General features: G+C 65.2%; 13 protein-coding genes and 2 tRNA genes. 5 read left to right on the plus strand and 10 right to left on the minus strand.

What is annotated here, in order from left to right; translation table 11 throughout:
- Positions 1-125: 125 nt before the first annotated feature.
- The 9 genes from U7114_RS03005 to ilvD form a co-directional block, all read right to left on the minus strand.
- On the minus strand, positions 126-962 hold the full coding sequence (locus tag U7114_RS03005) for a hypothetical protein (protein WP_323056523.1): 837 nt from the start codon (positions 960-962) through the stop codon (positions 126-128).
- 222 nt (positions 963-1184) lie between these two features.
- The gene (metG, locus tag U7114_RS03010) at positions 1185-2747 is read right to left on the minus strand and encodes a methionine--tRNA ligase (RefSeq protein WP_323056524.1); all 1563 of its coding nucleotides are present in this window, start codon (positions 2745-2747) and stop codon (positions 1185-1187) included.
- 34 nt (positions 2748-2781) lie between these two features.
- Entirely contained in the window at positions 2782-3537 is a 756-nt protein-coding gene (locus U7114_RS03015; RefSeq protein ID WP_157241878.1) for an ABC transporter ATP-binding protein, read from the minus strand.
- A complete protein-coding gene (locus U7114_RS03020) occupies positions 3534-6329 on the minus strand; it encodes an ABC transporter permease (protein WP_323056525.1) in 2796 nt (931 codons plus the stop codon). The genes U7114_RS03015 and U7114_RS03020 overlap by 4 nt, the downstream gene beginning before the upstream one ends.
- Before the next feature lie 216 nt (positions 6330-6545).
- Positions 6546-8135 (minus strand): phosphoglycerate dehydrogenase, encoded by a 1590-nt coding sequence (gene serA / locus U7114_RS03025; protein WP_321213824.1) that lies wholly within the window; start codon positions 8133-8135, stop codon positions 6546-6548.
- 126 nt (positions 8136-8261) lie between these two features.
- The gene (gene ilvC, locus U7114_RS03030; RefSeq protein WP_321213825.1) at positions 8262-9287 is read right to left on the minus strand and encodes a ketol-acid reductoisomerase; all 1026 of its coding nucleotides are present in this window, start codon (positions 9285-9287) and stop codon (positions 8262-8264) included.
- Between the two features lie 90 nt (positions 9288-9377).
- Positions 9378-9890, minus strand: a complete 513-nt coding sequence (gene ilvN, locus U7114_RS03035) for an acetolactate synthase small subunit (RefSeq protein WP_009356538.1) — start codon at positions 9888-9890, stop codon at positions 9378-9380.
- 2 nt (positions 9891-9892) lie between these two features.
- Complete coding sequence (locus tag U7114_RS03040; RefSeq protein WP_157241875.1) at positions 9893-11797, minus strand: acetolactate synthase large subunit; 1905 nt, start codon at positions 11795-11797, stop codon at positions 9893-9895.
- Positions 11798-12181: 384 nt separating this feature from the next.
- On the minus strand, positions 12182-13900 hold the full coding sequence (gene ilvD, locus U7114_RS03045; protein WP_323056526.1) for a dihydroxy-acid dehydratase: 1719 nt from the start codon (positions 13898-13900) through the stop codon (positions 12182-12184).
- Positions 13901-14166: 266 nt separating this feature from the next.
- Between ilvD and U7114_RS03050 the strand changes: the two genes are divergently transcribed.
- Both U7114_RS03050 and U7114_RS03055 read left to right on the plus strand, forming a co-directional pair.
- The gene (locus tag U7114_RS03050) at positions 14167-15240 is read left to right on the plus strand and encodes a hypothetical protein (RefSeq protein WP_323056527.1); all 1074 of its coding nucleotides are present in this window, start codon (positions 14167-14169) and stop codon (positions 15238-15240) included.
- Positions 15241-15526: 286 nt separating this feature from the next.
- Positions 15527-15599, plus strand: a tRNA-Lys gene (locus U7114_RS03055).
- Positions 15600-15819: 220 nt separating this feature from the next.
- Here the strand turns inward: U7114_RS03055 and U7114_RS03060 are convergent.
- A complete protein-coding gene (locus U7114_RS03060; RefSeq protein ID WP_157243103.1) occupies positions 15820-16278 on the minus strand; it encodes a MarR family winged helix-turn-helix transcriptional regulator in 459 nt (152 codons plus the stop codon).
- A gap of 95 nt (positions 16279-16373) precedes the next feature.
- Between U7114_RS03060 and bcp the strand changes: the two genes are divergently transcribed.
- The 3 genes from bcp to U7114_RS03075 all read left to right on the plus strand — a co-directional run bounded on the left by bcp (position 16374) and on the right by U7114_RS03075 (position 17948).
- A complete protein-coding gene (bcp, locus tag U7114_RS03065) occupies positions 16374-16847 on the plus strand; it encodes a thioredoxin-dependent thiol peroxidase (RefSeq protein WP_157241872.1) in 474 nt (157 codons plus the stop codon).
- A gap of 99 nt (positions 16848-16946) precedes the next feature.
- Positions 16947-17028: transfer RNA gene (locus U7114_RS03070), tRNA-Leu, on the plus strand.
- Between the two features lie 245 nt (positions 17029-17273).
- Positions 17274-17948 (plus strand): fasciclin domain-containing protein, encoded by a 675-nt coding sequence (locus U7114_RS03075; protein WP_321213829.1) that lies wholly within the window; start codon positions 17274-17276, stop codon positions 17946-17948.
- Positions 17949-18145: the final 197 nt, after the last annotated feature.

Below are 18145 nucleotides of genomic sequence, written 5' to 3' on the forward strand. Positions count from 1 at the left end.
GAATTGTCCTCATGCTTCGGTTCAGCGTGGGGAAAATGCCGGGAGACGCAAAGCGCCGTGCAACACCTGCACGGCGCTTCGCGTCCCTTTTACCCGAATGCCGCCGGGGCGGCGGCTACCACGCGCTATCCGCGCTGCTGTCCGCGGACGGCAGTCCTAGCCATCGTCTTCCGGACGGCAAGGGCGGCACCGGCAACCATCACGGCGGCCAGGCCGCCAAGCCACGGAGCTGCACCCGAACCGGACGGCGCCGAGACCGCGGTCTGCACGTTGAAACCCTCGTTTGGCGAGGCCACTGCACCCGCACCGCCTCCGGCAACAGCGCCGCGCGGATTCGTCCCGGGCACCACTCCACCGGCAGGAGGAACGACATTTCCACCCGGCGGTACCGTCGGCGGGGTAGTCGGCGGCGTCGTGGTAATTTTCACCGGAACGCAGTTGTTGTTGAAGGTTGCCTGCCCCTCAGCGGTCCAGTTCTGGCCGGCAGGAATCACTTTTCCGCTGTTCGGCGGAATGATGTCCTCGCTGTGCTGGTGGTGGGCGCCACCGTGGCCGTTCAGGCCCTGCAACGCGATTGAAAGGACCACGTAGGGGTTCTTTTCCGAACCCGTGGCGTGGCAGATGGTGATCTTCTTGTCGTTGTCCTTGGGCGGCCCGGCGGGATTTCCACCGGGCTTGGCGCAACCGGCGTTCCACACATCCACTTTGTCCAGGTTCTGGCCGCCAGGCAGGACCTTCCCGTTGTTGGCCGGGATGATGTCCTCTTCATGCTGGTGGCCGGCGTGGCCGTTCAACGCATTGAGGTCAATGGTGATCGGCACGTAGGGGTTCGTTTCCGATCCCGTGGCATGGCAGATGGTGATTTTTTCACCGCCGCCCGACTCGCCTGTGGCGAATGCCGTGGCTGTTGCACCCAGGAGTGCGAGGCTTGTGACCCCCAAGGTGGCAAGGATCCGTTTCATTTCCGTCTCCGTCCATAGTCTGCTTCAGACTGTCCAGACGCGAAGGAGAACGCACCGCCCCAACCTGACGGATCAACCCGGAGTAACGGGTCGAAGGGCAAACAGACAGCATCGGGGCGACGGTTCTCCCAGATGCGAACTGTCAGTTTGCTAACACGTTCAGGCTATGGATTTTCCTGTCCGGAATCCCCAGTAGGACGTACTTATCTTCGGAATACGGAACTACTTGGCCTCGGCCGGCTCTTCGTACTTCGGGAACACCGGCGAAGGGGCCGGCAGCTCCGTCCCTGCAACGATCGGGGTGCCAATGGCCGCGAACTGCCGGGCTTCCCCTTCGGGCTGGCCCAGCGTCTGCAGAAGCGCCGCCGTTGCGGCGGGCATGACCGGCTGTGCCAGGATGGCCACGATCCGCAGCACCTCGAGCGTCACGTAGAGCACGGTATTCATCCGCTCAACGTCGGTTTTCCGCAGCACCCATGGCGCCTGCTCGGCGAAATAGGCGTTGGTGTCGCCGAGGACTCCCCAGATCGCTTCAAGGGCGCGGCTGAATTCCTGCTTATCAAAGGCTGCCCGGGCCGCGGCGAGGAGGCCGCCGGCCTGCTCCAGGATGGCGTTGTCCTCCGCAGTGAACGCGCCGGGAACGGGGACCGTGCCCCCACAGTTCTTGGCGACCATGGACAGCGAACGCTGGGCCAGGTTGCCGAAGTTGTTGGCCAGGTCCGCGTTCATCCGCCCCACGATGGCGTCGTGGTTGTAGCTGCCGTCAGCGCCGAACGGCACTTCGCGGAGGAAGAAGAACCGCACCTGGTCCACGCCGTACTGGTCCACGAAATCGGATGGAGCCACCACGTTGCCCAAGGACTTGGACATCTTCACTCCGTTGTTCTGCAGGAAGCCGTGGATCATGACGCGCTTGGGCAGTTCAAGGCCTGCGCTCATGAGGAAGGCGGGCCAGTAGATGGCGTGGAAGCGTGAGATGTCCTTGCCGATGATGTGCACGTCGGCGGGCCAGTACTTCCGGAACTTTTCAGATTCGACGTCGGGGTAGCCAACTCCCGTGAGGTAGTTCGTCAGGGCGTCCACCCAGACGTACATGACGTGCTTGTCGTTGCCCGGAACCGGGACGCCCCAGTCGAACGTGGTGCGGCTGATCGACAGGTCCTCCAGGCCGCGCTTCACGAAGCTGATGACTTCGTTGAAGCGGTACTGCGGGGCACCGAACTCCGGATGTGACTCGTAGAGCGCCAGGAGCTTGTCCTGGTAGGCGGACAGCCGGAAGAAGTAGCTCTCCTCCGCCGTCCACGTCACCTCCGTGTCCGTCTCCTTGGAGTAGCGCACGCCGTCGTCCTTGACCACGGTGTCGTCCTCAACGTAGAAGGCTTCGTCCCGGACGGAGTACCAGCCCTCGTACTTGGACAGGTAGATGTCCCCGTTGGCTTCCATCTTTTTCCAGATGGCCTGCGACGCGGCGTAGTGGTCCTCGTCAGTGGTCCGGATGAAACGGTCGTACGAGATCCCCAGCGCGGCATGCGCCGCCTTGAAGGCTTCGACATTCCGGTCCACCAGTTCCTTGGGAGTGATGCCTTCCTTCTCGGCCGTCTGGGCGATCTTCATCCCGTGCTCGTCCGTGCCGGTCAGGAACATCACGTCGTAGCCGTCCAGCCGCTTGAAGCGGGCCATTGCGTCGGTGGCAATGTACTCGTAGGCGTGGCCGATGTGCGGCACCCCGTTGGGGTAGGTGATGGCCGTGGTGATGTAGAACGGCGTTTTCTCTGAAGCAGTCACGTAGAGGACGTTACCTTCGGTGCGGAGGGGCGGGCTAGATGAGTTCGGTCAGGGTATCGCTGAGACGGACGAGTTCGTGGTCGTGCGAGGCCACCAGGACGGCGATTCCGTCCGACGTGGTGTCCTTCAGGATGCTGATGATCCGGTTGGCAGAGGCACGGTCGAGGCTGGCAGTGGGCTCATCCACCACCAGGACGCGCGTGCCCAGGATCAGTGCCCGGGCAATGGCGACGCGCTGGCGTTCACCGCCGGAGAGCTGGGCAGGACGGTGCCGCATGCGGCGGCCCAGCCCCACGAGGTCCAGCAGGTCCTTGGCCATGTCGCGGCGCTGGTCCACTTCGCCGTCAGGGACAGCGGGCAGCAGCACGTTCTCGAGGGCGCTCATCCCGTCAATCAGTGCACCGCCCTGGTCGACGTAACCGATCAAGGCACGACGGCGGTCGGCGATTTCGTCGTCGCCCATGCTTTCGAGGGAATCGCCTTCCCAGTAGACACGGCCCGACGTTGGCAGCGTCAGTCCCGCGCCGACGGTGAGGATGCTGGTCTTGCCGGAGCCGCTGCGGCCGGCAACGCAGTGCATCTCGCCGGCGTGCAGGGTGAGATCGAAGCCTTCCACCACGCTGACGGCTTCGGCACCGCCCTTGCCCCCGCCGTAGCGGATGGTGATGTCGTTCAGTTCCAGCGGGGTCCCGTGGTCGGCGGCCTTGACGATGGTGTTGGCGCGGGTCTGCAGGGGGACCTCCGCGGAGCCGGACCGGCGGCTCCGCTGGACATTCGTCGGGTTTGTCATTGGACCACTTTCGTTGCAATCGGTATCCAGCAAAGTACAGCCACAAGGCCTGCCACGCCCGCCCACAGTGCAGCGTACGGCGCCAGCAGCAGGCCTATCCCCAGGGCGCCCAGCACGCCCAGCGGCAGGGCAAGGGTTCCCACCAGGGCATTCTCGAACAGCCGGACCTGGCGCAGCATGTCCGGGTTCCAACCCATCGCCTCGAGGATGCCGAGGTACTGGCGCTTGGCGTTGAGCTCAAACCGCCCGGTGACCAGCGTGAGCACCAGCCCGACAGCCACGCCCGAAAGAGCAAGGAGGATGCTGGGCAGGGCAACACTGGCTGCGGCCAGGCCACTCAGGGCACTGGCGCCGGCAGCGCGGGGAATGTCAATGAGCAAGGCGATGAGGCCGCCCACTGCAGCGCCGAACACGCCTACGGCCAGGGCAAGGGAGATCGTGTTGAATTTGTTGGTGCTCAGCTGGCGGTTGGCGAAAGTCAGCGGCGAGTCCACCGGAATGAGCCGCTCGTCATGCTGCGGCTCCTGGTCCACGACGTGGCCGTGGCGCAGCTGCTGCGCTGCGAAGAAGGCCGCAGCGGCGTAGAGCACAAGGACGGACACGGACACGAGGGCCGTGGCAAGGCTCCAGCTCACCAGGCTCAGCACGGTCCCGGCGACGGCCAGCAGGACGGCGCCCACTCCGAACTCCTCCAGCACCCACCGGCGCACCCGGCGCTGGGTCCAGCCCATGGCCCGGAGCGTTCCGGCTTCGCTCCTTCGCTTGCGGATGTAGCTGACGGTGGATGCCCCCGTCAGGAGGGCTGCACCGCAGAGCGTCAGGAAGAGCAGCGTGACGTTGGTGCCGGACAAGGATCCGGTGACGGCTTCGGCAGCGTTCTGCCGCACCCAGGACTGCCGGACGGTGCCCAGGGCGGATTCCTTCCCGGCGCCGTCCTTGGAGTAGCCGGGAACGAAGATGCTGGCATCCTCGCGTGCGGAACCGGCCACAATGGTGGCTTCCAGGCCCATCGAGCGGATTTCGCCCGCCAGCTTCTCGACGTCGGGCTGCGCCTGCTTCCAGCTGCCCGGCGCCTTCGCGCGGACCCGGACGGCGTCGATCACGCTGGCGTTGTCGGTGTAACCCCGGGCAGCGGCAAGCCCGTAGTAATCGGTGATGGCACCGGCGGACTGGCTGGCCAGGCCGGTGGCGCTCAGGGAAGGTTCCAGCTCCGTGGCCGGGACATCGTTTCCGGCAGCGTCCTTGACCAGGGTGAACGGGGTGGGGTCGTAGCCACCGAGCGGCAGCTTGTTGACGTCGCCGGCGGCGGCAGCAACGGCAGAGGGGTCGAACGTGCCGTAGACCATCGCCAGCGGAGCAGCTGCCTGCGACCCCGTTTCGAGGTTCTCGCGGTAGGAACGTTCGTCCACGGGTTCGCGCTGGGTCTGGTCAACAGGGGCGCCGTTGGCGCTCTTCTCGGGCAGCCGGTTGACGGTCACCCATTCGCCGGGAACTGCTGCCTTGTCCACGGCGCCGTTCGCAGCCGTTTCGCCGTCCGTGTACTTGGGTGCGGCGGCAAAGTCGGTGCTCCACGTGGCCGGGGTGTAGAGGCCCTGGTTGAAGTTGCCGGTGCTCCCCAGCAGGGATGAGTGGTCCGTGGAGCCCGGCCAGGAAAGGACGAAGGGGTCCTTGGAGACGAACGGGAGGTAATCCTTGTCCAGGGACCGGGAAACGGTACCGACGTCCTTGACGACCTTGCCGGCGCCGTCAATCTCTTCGATCTTGACGTTGTACTTGAGGTCCAGCGACGTGCCGGAGCGCACGATCAGCGGAATGGCCTGGGAGTCGGCAGTCAGCTGCCCGGTCCGCTTGGCCTGCTGGTACTGCGTCATCAGCGGTGCCCAGTACTTGAGCTTGACGCCGAGGAAGTCCGGCCCTTCCTTCAGCTGGTCCAGGCTGATGCCGTTGGTGAAAAGTCCCTCAAAGTAGCGTCCAATTGCCCCGGCGTCGCGGGCGTCGGCCGGCGGCGCCTTTTCCAGCGGAGCCAGGAAGTCACCGGCGGAACCCAGGAGGGCGCGCTCTGCGGCCGGATCGACAGCAACCACCGATTCGGTTACCTCAGGGGCGAGGGGCAGTGATACGGACAGGTTGAAGAGGTTGTGCTCGGAGCCGCCGGCCGGGGCGGGAAACTTGATGCCCGTTTCATCCTTGGGTGCAGCGATCCTGATACTGCTGCCTCCGGCGGCCTTTTCTTCAACGAGCTTGGCCTTGCCCAGGGTGCCTTCGGCAGTGGACTTGAACAGCGTCTGCTCAGAGACGCCGTCGGAGCTGACGGCGCTGGCGGTCAGGCGGTACTTCTTGCTTTCGTCGCTCAGCACGGATTCGGCGGCAGGCCACTGGTCCGGGGCGGTTGCCCCGGCGGCCTGGTCGGCGGTTGCGGTGCCGGCCAGCCCGGCGTTGTAGCCCAGGTAGTCCATGGCCTCCAGGCGGGGCGACTCGAGGTTCTGGGTCACCCGGGAGACGAGGCTGATGGGGGCTGCCACGGAGGTTCCGGTCAGCTTTTTGATGGCTTCCAGCTGTTCAAAGCTGATGCCTCCGGTCCCGTTGGCGATCTCCGGCTGCATCAGCGCGCCGGAAGGCGCCTTGGCCTGGACCAGGATGTCATAGAGTCCCCGTGAATTTTCATCCACGGTCCTGTTGAGTGCAGCCTGTGACTGGCTTTGGACGAGGACCGACAAGCACATGGCTGCGATCAAGATGGCCGCGGTCAACAGCAGCACCCTGCTTCTGATGAACCTCTGGACGGCGTTCATGGAACTCCCTGAAACCTGGAATGCGTGCGCACATTCGAGTCCGCGCGGGGCGGACATGGACTATTACGGACTGATGTGCAAAAGGTAATTGGCCGGCCTGCCGGCCCCGGTCCTGAATCAGGACCAAGCCATTGTAAGCAGACCGGCCAATCATACGTGGCCTTGCGGGGACTCGCCGAAGCGGGTCCGGCGGGTACGGCGTTTCGCTGCCTTGGACTAGTCCTCCAGGTCCACTTCACGTACCATTTCGGCGCCGATGCCGGCCTTGATGGCGTCGAGGACCTGCTGCGGCACCGAGCTGTCGATGGTCAGGAGCGCGAGCACCTGGCCACCCTCGTCAGAGCGCGCAACCTGCATGCCGGCGATGTTGATGTTGTTCATGCCCAGGATATGGCCGATCGTTCCGATCACGCCCGGGCGGTCGGTGTAGGCCACTACCACCAGGTGTTCGCTGATCGGGATTTCCACCTCGAACCCGTTGATGCCCACCAGCTTCTGGATCTGCTTGGGTCCGGTCAGGGTACCGGCCACCGAGATCTGGCTGCCGTCGCTGAGGGCGCCGCGGAGGGTCAGGACGTTCCGGTAGGACTCGGTTTCCGGGGTGGTGATCAGGCGGACGTTAATGCCCCTCTGCTCGGCGATGACCGGCGCGTTGACATAGGAGACCTGCTCGGTCACGACGTCGGCGAAGATGCCCTTGAGGGCGGCCAGCTCCAGGACCTTGACATCGAGGGATGAAATCTCGCCGGCAACCTCAACGTCGAACTGGGTCAGGGAGGCATGGGTCAGGGCTGTGAAGATCCGGCCCAGCTTCTCGATCAGCGGGATGCCGGGGCGGACGTCGGGGGCGATGACGCCGCCTGCCACGTTCACGGCGTCGGGCACCAGTTCACCGGCGAGGGCGAGGCGGACCGACTTGGCGACCGAAACGCCGGCCTTTTCCTGGGCTTCGTCGGTGGAGGCCCCGAGGTGCGGGGTGACCACCACGTTGTCCAGCTTGAAGAACGGCAGGTCGGTGCTCGGCTCCTTGGAGAAGACGTCCACGCCGGCGCCGGCGATTTCGCCGTCCTGCAGGGCCGTAAAGAGTGCTTCCTCGTCCACCAGTCCACCGCGGGCCACGTTGACAACGTAGGCGGTGCTCTTCATCTTCTTGAAGGCGTCCGCGCCCAGCATGCCCACCGTCTCCGGCGTCTTGGGCATGTGGATGGTGATGAAGTCCGCCTGGGCCAGGAGCTCATCCAGGGTCACCAGCTGGACGCCGAGCTGTGCCGCACGGGCTGAGGTGATGTACGGATCGTAGGCGAGGATCTTGGTGTCAAAGCCCTTCAGGCGGGCAGCGACGAGGGCGCCGATCCTGCCGAGGCCGATGATGCCGATCTTCTTTTCGAAGAGTTCGATGCCCGTGTACTTGGAGCGCTTCCACTCCCCGTCCTTGAGGGCGGCGCTGGCCTGCGGGATGTGGCGGGCCAGGCTGAGGATGTGTCCCACCGTGAGTTCTGCTGCCGAGACGATGTTGGAGGTGGGCGCGTTCACCACCATGACACCGGCCTGCGTGGCTGCCTTGATGTCCACGTTGTCCAGGCCTACTCCCGCACGGGCGATGACCTTGAGGTTCTTCGCAGCGGCGATCGCCTCGGCGTCCACCTGCGTTGCCGAGCGGACCAGGATCGCGTCAACGTCGCCAATGGCGGAGAGCAGCTGGGAACGGTCGGCGCCGTCGGTCTGGCGGATCTCGAAGTCCGGGCCCAGGGCCTCGACGGTAGCGGGGGAAAGTTCTTCGGCGAGCAGTACTACGGGTTTTGACACGGCTGATCCTCTGCGTTGCAGTCCGGGGGATAAAAATAGTCTAGGCCGACGGAAAGGCCGGGCTCACATTGTTAAGTGTGAACCCGGCCTCACAGTCTGACTTTATAACGGCACGTTGGGCCAGCCTTAGCGGGCTGCGGAACCTTCGACGTAGTCCACGTCCTGCTGCTGCCAGGCGAAGAGGGAGCGCAGTTCGCGGCCAACAGCCTCGATGGGGTGCTGCTCAGCCTTGGCACGCAGGGCCTTGAATTCGACGCCGCCGTTGTCCTGGTCCTCGATGAAACGCTTGGCGAAGGCGCCGGACTGGATGTCGGCCAGGACGGCCTTCATGTTTTCCTTCACCTCCGGGGTGATGACGCGGGGACCGGAGACGTAGTCGCCGTACTCAGCGGTGTCCGAAACGCTCCAGCGCTGCTTGGCAATGCCGCCTTCCCACATGAGGTCGACGATGAGCTTGAGCTCGTGGAGGACCTCGAAGTAGGCGATCTGCGGCTGGTAGCCGGCTTCGGTCAGGGTTTCGAAGCCGTACTGGACCAGCTGGGACACGCCGCCGCACAGGACGGCCTGCTCGCCGAAGAGGTCCGTTTCGGTTTCTTCGGTGAAGGTGGTCTTGATGACGCCGGCGCGGGTGCCGCCGATGGCCTTGGCGTAGGACTTGGCCAGCTCCCAGGCGGAACCGGTGGCGTCCTGTTCGACGGCGATGATGTCCGGGATGCCGCGGCCGGCTTCGAATTCGCGGCGCACGGTGTGGCCCGGAGCCTTCGGGGCGACGAGGATGACGTCAACGCCCTCCGGAGCCTGGATGTAGCCGAAGCGGATGTTGAAACCGTGGGCGAAGGCAAGGGCCTTGCCGGGCTTCAGCTTGTCCTTGATGGAGTCGTTGTAGATCGAGCGCTGGTGCTGGTCCGGCGCCAGGATCATGATGACGTCGGCCCATTCGGCGGCGTCGGCAACGTTCTTGACCGTGAAGCCTGCGTCCTCGGCCTTGGGTGCGGACTTGGAGCCGTCCTTCAGGGCGATAACAACCTCGACGCCGGAATCGCGCAGGTTAAGCGCGTGGGCGTGGCCCTGGGAACCGTAGCCAACAATGGCTACCTTGCGGCCCTGGATAATCGACAGGTCGGCGTCGTCGTCGTAGAACATTTCAGTCACTTGCGTAACTCCTCTTGAGTGGATTGTAGATAGGTGTCTTGCGTGGTGCGGTTACGGGCGTTGCGTACTGCCGCGCGGGGTCTTGAGGGCCTAAGCGGAGCGCAGCGCCCTGTCACTCATGGAGCGGGATCCCCGTCCAACGGCCAGGGTGCCGGACTGCACGATTTCGCGGATGCCGAAGGGCTCCAGCACTGAAAGCAGCGCTGCGAGCTTCTCCGGGGTACCGGTTGCCTCGATCACCAACGAGTCTGTGGACACGTCGACGACGGCGGCACGGAACAGGTCTGCGGCCTGGGTAACCTGCAGGCGTGTTGCGGCATCCGCACGTACCTTGACCAGGATGTGGTCGCGCTGTACGGAAGATTCGGAAGTCAGCTCAACGATCTTGATGACGTTGATCAGCTTGTTGAGCTGCTTGGTGACCTGCTCGATGAGGTCGCCGTCGGCGTCGACAACGACCGTCATCCGGGAAATGCCCGGAACCTCGGTGGGGCCGACGGCCAGGGAGTTGATGTTGAAGGCGCGCCGGGCGAAGAGGCTCGCAACCCGGGTCAGGACGCCCGGCTTGTCTTCCACCAGGACGGAAAGTGTGTGGCGGCTCATGGTCAGTCCTCTTCTTCCCATTCCGGGGTCATGTTGCGGGCAACCTGGATCTGGTCGTTGCTCACGCCGGCGGGCACCATCGGCCACACCATGGAGTTGGGGCTCACCACGAAGTCGATGACTACGGGGCGGTCATTGATTTCGAGGGCCTTCTGGATGGTGGCGTCGATGTCCTCGTCGCGTTCACAGCGGAACGAGGCGCAGCCGTACGCCTCCCCCAGCTTGACGAAGTCCGGGATGCGGACGGTGTCGTGGCCGGTGTTCAGGTCGGTGTTCGAGTAGCGGCCTTCATAGAAGAGGGTCTGCCACTGACGCACCATGCCCAGGGAGGAGTTGTTGATGACGGCAACCTTGATGGGGATCTTGTTAATGGCGCAGGTGGCCAGTTCCTGGTTGGTCATCTGGAAGCAGCCGTCGCCGTCGATGGCCCAGACCACCCGGTCCGGCTCGCCCACCTTGGCGCCCATCGCAGCCGGCACGGCATAGCCCATGGTGCCGGCGCCGCCCGAGTTGAGCCACGCATGCGGGCGCTCGTACTTGATGAACTGAGCCGCCCACATCTGGTGCTGGCCAACGCCTGCCACGTAGATGCCTTCCGGACCGGTCAGGGCGCCGATCCGCTCGATGACCTTCTGCGGGGCGGTCAGGCCGTCGTCCGGCTCGGTCCAGCCCAGCGGGTAGGTTTCCTTGAGGTTGTTGAGGAAGGCCCACCAGGTGGTGAGGTCCGGGGTGCCCGACGCCTCGAACTGGGTGCGGACGGCTTCGGTGAGCTCCGGAATGATCTCCTTGACCGAACCAACAATCGGCACATCCGCAGTGCGGTTCTTGGAGATTTCGGCCGGGTCGATGTCCGCGTGGATGACCTTGGCCATCGGTGCGAACGTCTTCAGCACGCCGGTGACGCGGTCGTCGAACCGGGCACCGAGGGTGATCAGCAGGTCCGACTGCTGCAAGGCAGTCACCGCCGAAACAGTGCCGTGCATGCCGGGCATTCCCATGTGCTGCGGGTGCGAGTCCGGGAACGCGCCCTTGGCCATCAGCGTGGTGACGACCGGGGCTCCCGTGGCCTCGGCGAGTGCCAGCAGCTCAGCGGATGCGTGCGCTTTGATGACACCGCCGCCCACGTACAGCACAGGTTTGCTGGCCGCGGCAATCAGCTTGGCGGCCTCGCGTACCTGCTTGTTGTGCCCTCGGGTGACCGGGCGGTAACCGGGCAGGTCGATGCGCGGCGGCCAGGAGAAGGTCATCTCGCCTACCTGGGCGTCCTTGGCCACGTCCACGAGGACGGGACCGGGGCGCCCGGTGGAAGCGAGGTGGAACGCTTCCGCCATGACATGCGGGATGTCGTTGGGGTCGGTCACCAGGAACGAGTGCTTGGTGATGGGCATGGTGATGCCCACGATGTCGGCTTCCTGGAACGCGTCGGTGCCGATCACACCGCTGGACACCTGGCCGGTGATGGCCACCAGCGGAACGGAGTCCATGTGGGCATCCATGATGGCGGTAACGAGGTTGGTGGCGCCCGGGCCCGAGGTGGCGATGCAGACGCCCACCCGCCCGGTCACCATGGCGTAGCCTTGCGCGGCGTGGCCGGCTCCCTGTTCGTGACGGACCAGCACGTGGTTCATGCTGGAGGCCATCAAGGGGTCGTAGGTGGGCAGGATCGCGCCACCGGGCAAACCGAAAATATCGTCGACGCCGAGTTCTTCGAGCGAGCGGACAATTGCTTGCGAGCCGGTCATCACCGTCGGGGGTACGACGTTGTTCGGCCCAAGGACAGGAGAGACGGCGGCAAGCTCGGCGACGACGGCGTTCTCAGCCGTCCGGTCGGCGCGGTCCGGAGCCTTGGCGGCTCCGGCGGACTTGGTGGCCATCAGCGAGGGGCTGATGGGCGATCCTTTGCTCATCGGACTCTTCCTTGTGGATCATCTGTGGTTCGTGGAAACTGCGGGAAATAAAAAAACCCCTCAGCCTGGCGGCTCTTCGAGGGGTTCGCGCGTGACAGTTCGTTGCCGGGGCTAGTGGGCCACGCGCTTGCTAAGGACGACGACTGCTTCTGCAACAGCGCAGCTGGTAACGAAAGTCATGCGTTCAGTTTTCCCTCTGGGCGAGATGCGTGTCAACGAGCCGTGCCACGATCTCACCATGTGGACCCCATTGTCCACTTATTGATCCTCCAGCGGAAGGATCAAAACCTACAGCCAATCACCCTGGCCCGGAAGGGCTTAACAAGGGTGATGCCGAGGGGCCCCTTGCATGAGGCGCTCAGCGCCTCATGCAAGGGGAAGGCATCAGCCGCAGTATGCGCCTGTGCTGGCACTGTGCACCAGCTTGGCGTACTTGGCGAGCACGCCCTTGGTGTACCTGGCAGGGAGCGGCTCCCAGCCCACCCTGCGGGCTTCGAGCTCGGCCTCGTCCACCAGCAGGTCGAAGCTGCGGGCTGCGATGTCCACGCGGATACGGTCACCGTCCTTCACGAAGGCGATGGGGCCGCCGTCGACCGCTTCCGGGGCCACGTGGCCGATGCACAGGCCTGTGGTGCCGCCGGAGAACCGGCCGTCGGTAAGGAGCAGGACGTCCTTGCCCAGGCCCGCGCCCTTGATAGCGCCCGTGATGGCGAGCATCTCGCGCATGCCCGGACCGCCCTTGGGGCCTTCGTAGCGGATAACGACGACGTCTCCGGCGTGGATCCGGCCGTTGTCCAGGGCGTCCAGGGCTCCCTGTTCACGCTCGAAGACTCGGGCGGTGCCTTCAAAGACATCGGCATCGAAGCCTGCGCTCTTCACCACTGCGCCCTCGGGCGCCATGGAGCCGTGCAGGATGGTGATGCCGCCGGTCTTGTGGATGGGGTTGTCCAGCGCGCGCAGGATCTTGCCGTCCACATCCGGCGGGTTGATGGCGTCGAGGTTCTCGGCCACGGTCTTGCCGGTGACGGTGAGGCAGTCGCCATGCAGCAGGCCGGCGTCGAGCAGTGCCTTCATGATCACCGGCACGCCGCCGATCCTGTCCACGTCGGTCATGACGTAGCGGCCGAACGGTTTGAGGTCGCCCAGGTGGGGGATCTTGTCGCCGATGCGGTTGAAGTCATCCAGCGTCAGCTCAACTTCGGCCTCGCGGGCGATCGCCAGGAGGTGCAGCACGGCGTTGGTGGAGCCGCCGAAGGCCATGGTGACGGCGATGGCGTTCTCGAACGCTTTCTTGGTCATGATGTCGCGCGCAGTGATGCCCTGGCGGAGCAGGTTGACCACTGCCTCGCCTGACTTGCGGGCGAATTCATCACGACGGCGGTCTGCCGAGGGCGGGGCGGCCGAGCCGGGCAGGGACATGCCCAGGGCCTCGCCGATGCAGGCCATGGTATTGGCCGTGTACATCCCGCCGCAGGCACCTTCGCCGGGGCAGATGGCCTTTTCGATGCGGGTCAGGTCCTCCATGCTCATCTTGCCCGCGGCGCAGGCACCAACGGCCTCGAATGCGTCGATGAGGGTGACTTCCTTCTCGGAACCGTCCTCAAGCTTGACCCAGCCCGGCATGATGGAACCGGCGTAAAGGAAGACGCTGGACAGGTCCAGGCGGGCAGCTGCCATCAGCATGCCGGGGAGGGACTTGTCGCAGCCGGCCAGCAGGACCGAACCGTCAATCCGCTCCGCCTGCATAACGGTCTCCACGGAGTCGGCAATGACTTCGCGTGACACCAGGGAGAAGTGCATGCCCTCATGGCCCATGGAGATGCCGTCGGAAACCGAAATGGTGCCGAACTGCATGGGGAACCCGCCGCCGGCGTGGACGCCTTCCTTGGCGCCTTGCGCAAGCCGGTTCAGGGAGAGGTTGCAGGGAGTGATTTCGTTCCAGGAACTGGCGACGCCGACCTGGGGCTTGGCGAAGTCGTCATCTCCCATACCGACCGCCCGGAACATGCCGCGGGCGGGCGCCGCGTGGATTCCGTCCGTTACGACCCGGCTCCGGGGTTTGATGTCAGGCTTGTTCTCGGTTGCGATCTGGGCGTCACTCATAGGGGAAAGTCTAGGGCTCGGCTGCACACCGGAACGACAGGTTCACGCCCCTCAATACCAAAAGCCTGAAATTCGATGCCGGATCATGGACTGCCATCCCGCATAGTGAGACGAGTCGTTCGAGGCCCGTCCCGCCGGGCGCCGGCTCACGGGCGTCTTCCATGCCCCGCGCCGCGCAACAGCCACTGCCGTCAATCTGGACAGTCGTGGCCGCCGGACGTAGCGTCAGGAAAAGACACCTTGCCATCCGGACTGAAGGGCCTGCCATGGATTTCGTTTTCTGGATCATCCTGATCATTGTCATCATCGGCGTTGTGTGGTGGTTGCTGAACCGCAACAGTGCATCCAAGCCGTCCGGGGAGTCCGGCGCCGAGCGCACGCGCACCGACGGAGCGCTCTCGGGCGGAAGCGCCGCTGCCTCTGCTGAAGCAGCCGGCACCACCGGCCTTCCCGGCGCAGCAGGTTTCGGCCGTCCGGCCGAACCTGCAGCGCCGACCACCGCAGAGGAACCTGCAGATACGGCGGCATCGGCTGCAGTCCCGCCAGTACCCGGCCAGGACGAGCGCCGCCGCCAGGACGAGGACGAGTGGGAAACCAAATGGTCCGAGGCCTCGGGCTCCTCTGTCGTTGCAGCCGGCGGAGCATCGCACCGCGGGCCGCAGGAAAGTCCTTTGCAGGAAAGCCCGGCCGGGACCGGTGGCGCGTCCATGGCGGCTCCTTCCCCGGCTCCCGCGGACCAGCCGGCAGAACCGGCGCCGGCATCCCGGCCGGTCCATCACCCTGAATACACGGAGCCGCAGGCCCCCACCCTCCCGGGCGCCGAGACGGCGGCGGTGGAGGACCTGGACGACGCCGGTCCGGCGGGCCGGGCTTCCACGCCGGCGGGTGCCGGTACTGAAAACGGCACTGCACGTGGTGCTGAGAGTAGTGCTGCGAGTGCCTCTGCCGCCGGCCAGCCCGCCGGTGGCGGCGCGCCCGCAACGCCGACAGCTGCCGTCGTTCCCGACAGCGCTCCCGCGGCAGAAACGGCGGACCGCACCCAGTCGTCCGCCGTGACTGAAAACGGAGCCGACCACGCCCGACAGCCCCAGGCCGCAGCAGCGACGGAACCCGCAGGACACCTGGCGGCGGATGAACCCTACGGGGCGGGCTCAGCGGCCGCGGGAGCGGATGGCAGCGGACCGGCCGGCTACACGGTCAAGGGTGACGCCGGAACCATGGTCTATTACGAGGAGGGGCATCCCGAATATGACCAGGCGCGGGCTGAGGTCTGGTTTGAGTCGGCCGCCCATGCCGAGGCCGCGGGCTTCCGGGTTCCCCGCCGGAGGCGGCTCGAGTAAGGCCCGCGCCGGCGCCTACGGCACCACCATCGGTTTCACTGCTGCCCTGTGGCCCATTTCACAGGCCCGTGCGGCACGATCCGCGTCGTCGCCAGGACGCCGGAGGGCGGATTCCGGCTCCCACCCGGCAACAAAAACCCTGATTTTGTGCTGGTTCTGCCCCCTCCCCCGCGATGCGGGCCCGGCTTTCCACCCGATTTCACATGCGCAAAAAGTTCGTGTAGAGTTTCATGTCGTTGCGGAGATCAACCGGGAAAGAAAAGCCCGGTGATCACAGCAAAAAGATGCACCTCTAGCTCAATTGGCAGAGCAATTGACTCTTAATCAATGGGTTCCGGGTTCAAGTCCCGGGGGGTGCACGATTGGGAAAACAGCCTCCTGCTCGCGGAAACGCGAGCAGGAGGCTGTTTTGTTGTGTCCCCACTTGTTTCGGCCCCTGGCCACCGCGGAGGGACCTGCATGGCGCCGACGTGGCGGCGGTGGCCGGGGGCCGTCCTCGGGCAACAAAAAAGGCGTGACCGCAGCCCGTGGAGGCCGCAGTCACGCCTGCCCGCCGGCGACTAGTCCGGCGTCTTACTTCTAGGGTGTGTTCTCCACCAGCGCGCCGTTGGCGGAGCTGGGGGTTGTGGCGAACTGGCTGGCCAGTTCGCGCACGACAGCCTGGAGTTCCTGACGCAGCAAGTCCGGATCAATTGAGGCTGACGCCAGCACCGACCGTTCCATTTCCACCGCGGCCTTAACGGCTTCTTTGCCCTGCTCGGTGAGGGACACCACATGGCTCCGGCGGTCCGACGTGCTGCGGACGCGGACGATGTGTCCGTGGGCCTCAAGGCGGCTGAGCGTCTTACCCATAGTCTGCGCCTGGACACGAACGTATTGCGCAAGCTGCGCCTGGGTCATGGGGCCTTGCGCATCGAGAACCTCGATGGCAATGACTCCCGCATGGGTGAGGCCGATGGCACCCAGTTTTTCATTCCAGGAGTGTTCAACGAGGCGCGCAGCAGTGGACAAGAGGCGCCCCGTGGGCCAGTGATCCATATCAGGCATGCAGCAAGTATAGCCAAGTGCCGATTAGCACTGGTTCCCTGCCCTTACTAGGCTGGTGTGTCCCGCCCGCGAAAAGGAGAAAAACATTGGCTGACAGACTCGTAACCGGCGACGACGCGCCCGGTTTCACACTGAAGGACTCTTCCGGCGCGGACGTCAGTTTGTCCGGGCGCCCCGGCCGCCACACCATTGTGTACTTCTACCCGGCAGCCGCAACACCGGGGTGCACCAAGGAGGCGTGCGATTTCCGCGACAACCTTGCCTCTCTCCAGTCGGCCGGCTACGACGTGCTGGGCATCTCCCCCGATCCGGTGGAAAAACTGGCGAAGTTCGCGGCAAAGGAAGAGCTCACTTTTCCCTTGCTCTCGGACGCGGACCATGCCGTTGCGGAGGCGTACGGTGCCTGGGGCGAGAAGAAGAACTACGGCAAGACCTACGAGGGACTGATCCGTTCCACCATCGTGGTGGACCCCGAGGGCAAGGTTGCGCTGGCCCAGTACAACGTCAGGGCCACGGGCCACGTTGCCAAGCTGCGGCGGGACCTTAACCTCGACGCCTGACCATGCGGCGCTAACCAAGGCCCTGCCGTGGCGACGCTACAATGGACACTGGCATCCGCCGTCGGGCCCTGCCGAAGGGAAACGGCGGCAGGAAGCCCTGCGCGAGTGGTGAAATTGGCAGACACGCAGGATTTAGGTTCCTGTGCCTTCGGGCGTGGGGGTTCAAGTCCCCCCTTGCGCACTATATGGTCCCCCGGCTGTGGCCGGGGGACCACTCCGTTTAACCGGCCCGCCACCTGCGCGTATGCACGGCAAAATTCGCAGGCCGCCGAAAAACTCCTTGGAATGCACCCATCCGCGTCCCACCCCCGGCCGAATACCCAGTGAGACACCGGCCAAGGGCAGGTGCCCACCAGCAAGATTCGAACGACGCCGTCCGACAGTGTGTCCGCGGCGGGCAGACGCCACAATCCAAGGAGAACCGAAATGCAGACCATCAAGCGCACAACCTTCACCGTCGCAGGCGTAGCAGCAGCAGCTCTGCTCAGCCTCACCGCCTGTGGCGGTTCGGCATCGACGTCCGGCTCCTCCGCTCCCGCGGAATCGCCGGCGGCTACGAGCATGGCGCCTTCACCGTCCGCCACCGCCTCCGCTGCGGCCATGGATCCGGCGGCCAACCTGGTTGGCCCGGGCTGCGCGGGCTACGCCGAAAAGGTCCCCTCAGGTGCAGGCTCCGTTGAAGGCATGGCCCTCGATCCGGTGGCGGTTGCAGCGTCCAACAACCCGATCCTGACAACCCTCACCGCGGCCGTTTCCGGAAAGCTGAACCCCAAGGTTGACCTGGTGGACACGCTGAACGGCGGCGAGTTCACGGTCTTCGCTCCGGTGGATGACGCCTTCGCCAAGATCGATGCCGCCACCATCGAAACCCTGAAGACGGACGACGCCCTCCTGAGCAAGATCCTGACCTACCACGTGGTTCCCGGCCAGATCACCCCCGACAAGATCGCCGGCACCCACGCTACGGTCCAGGGCGGTTCCGTTACTGTCACGGGCAGCGGTGACCAGCTCAAGGTTGATAACGCCAACGTGATCTGCGGCGGCGTCCAGACCAAGAACGCCACCGTCTACCTGATCGACTCGGTGCTGATGCCCAAGTAACCACCAGGTGCGGACACCCCAACGCGTCCGCGGGAACAGCGAAGCCGGGGGCCTGCCGAAAGGATGGCCCCCGGCTTCCCTGTGCCGCGGAGGCCGCGGCGGCCCCGCGGGCCGGAACACCCGGCGGCGCCAGGGACCTGCAGGTGGCGTCTATTAGACTGGGCTTCGGTCCGCACGCGGCGGCTCCGGCAGATCCA

Origin of the sequence: Pseudarthrobacter sp. C1 (assembly GCF_034720455.1) — a bacterium.
Lineage (GTDB): Bacteria > Actinomycetota > Actinomycetes > Actinomycetales > Micrococcaceae > Arthrobacter.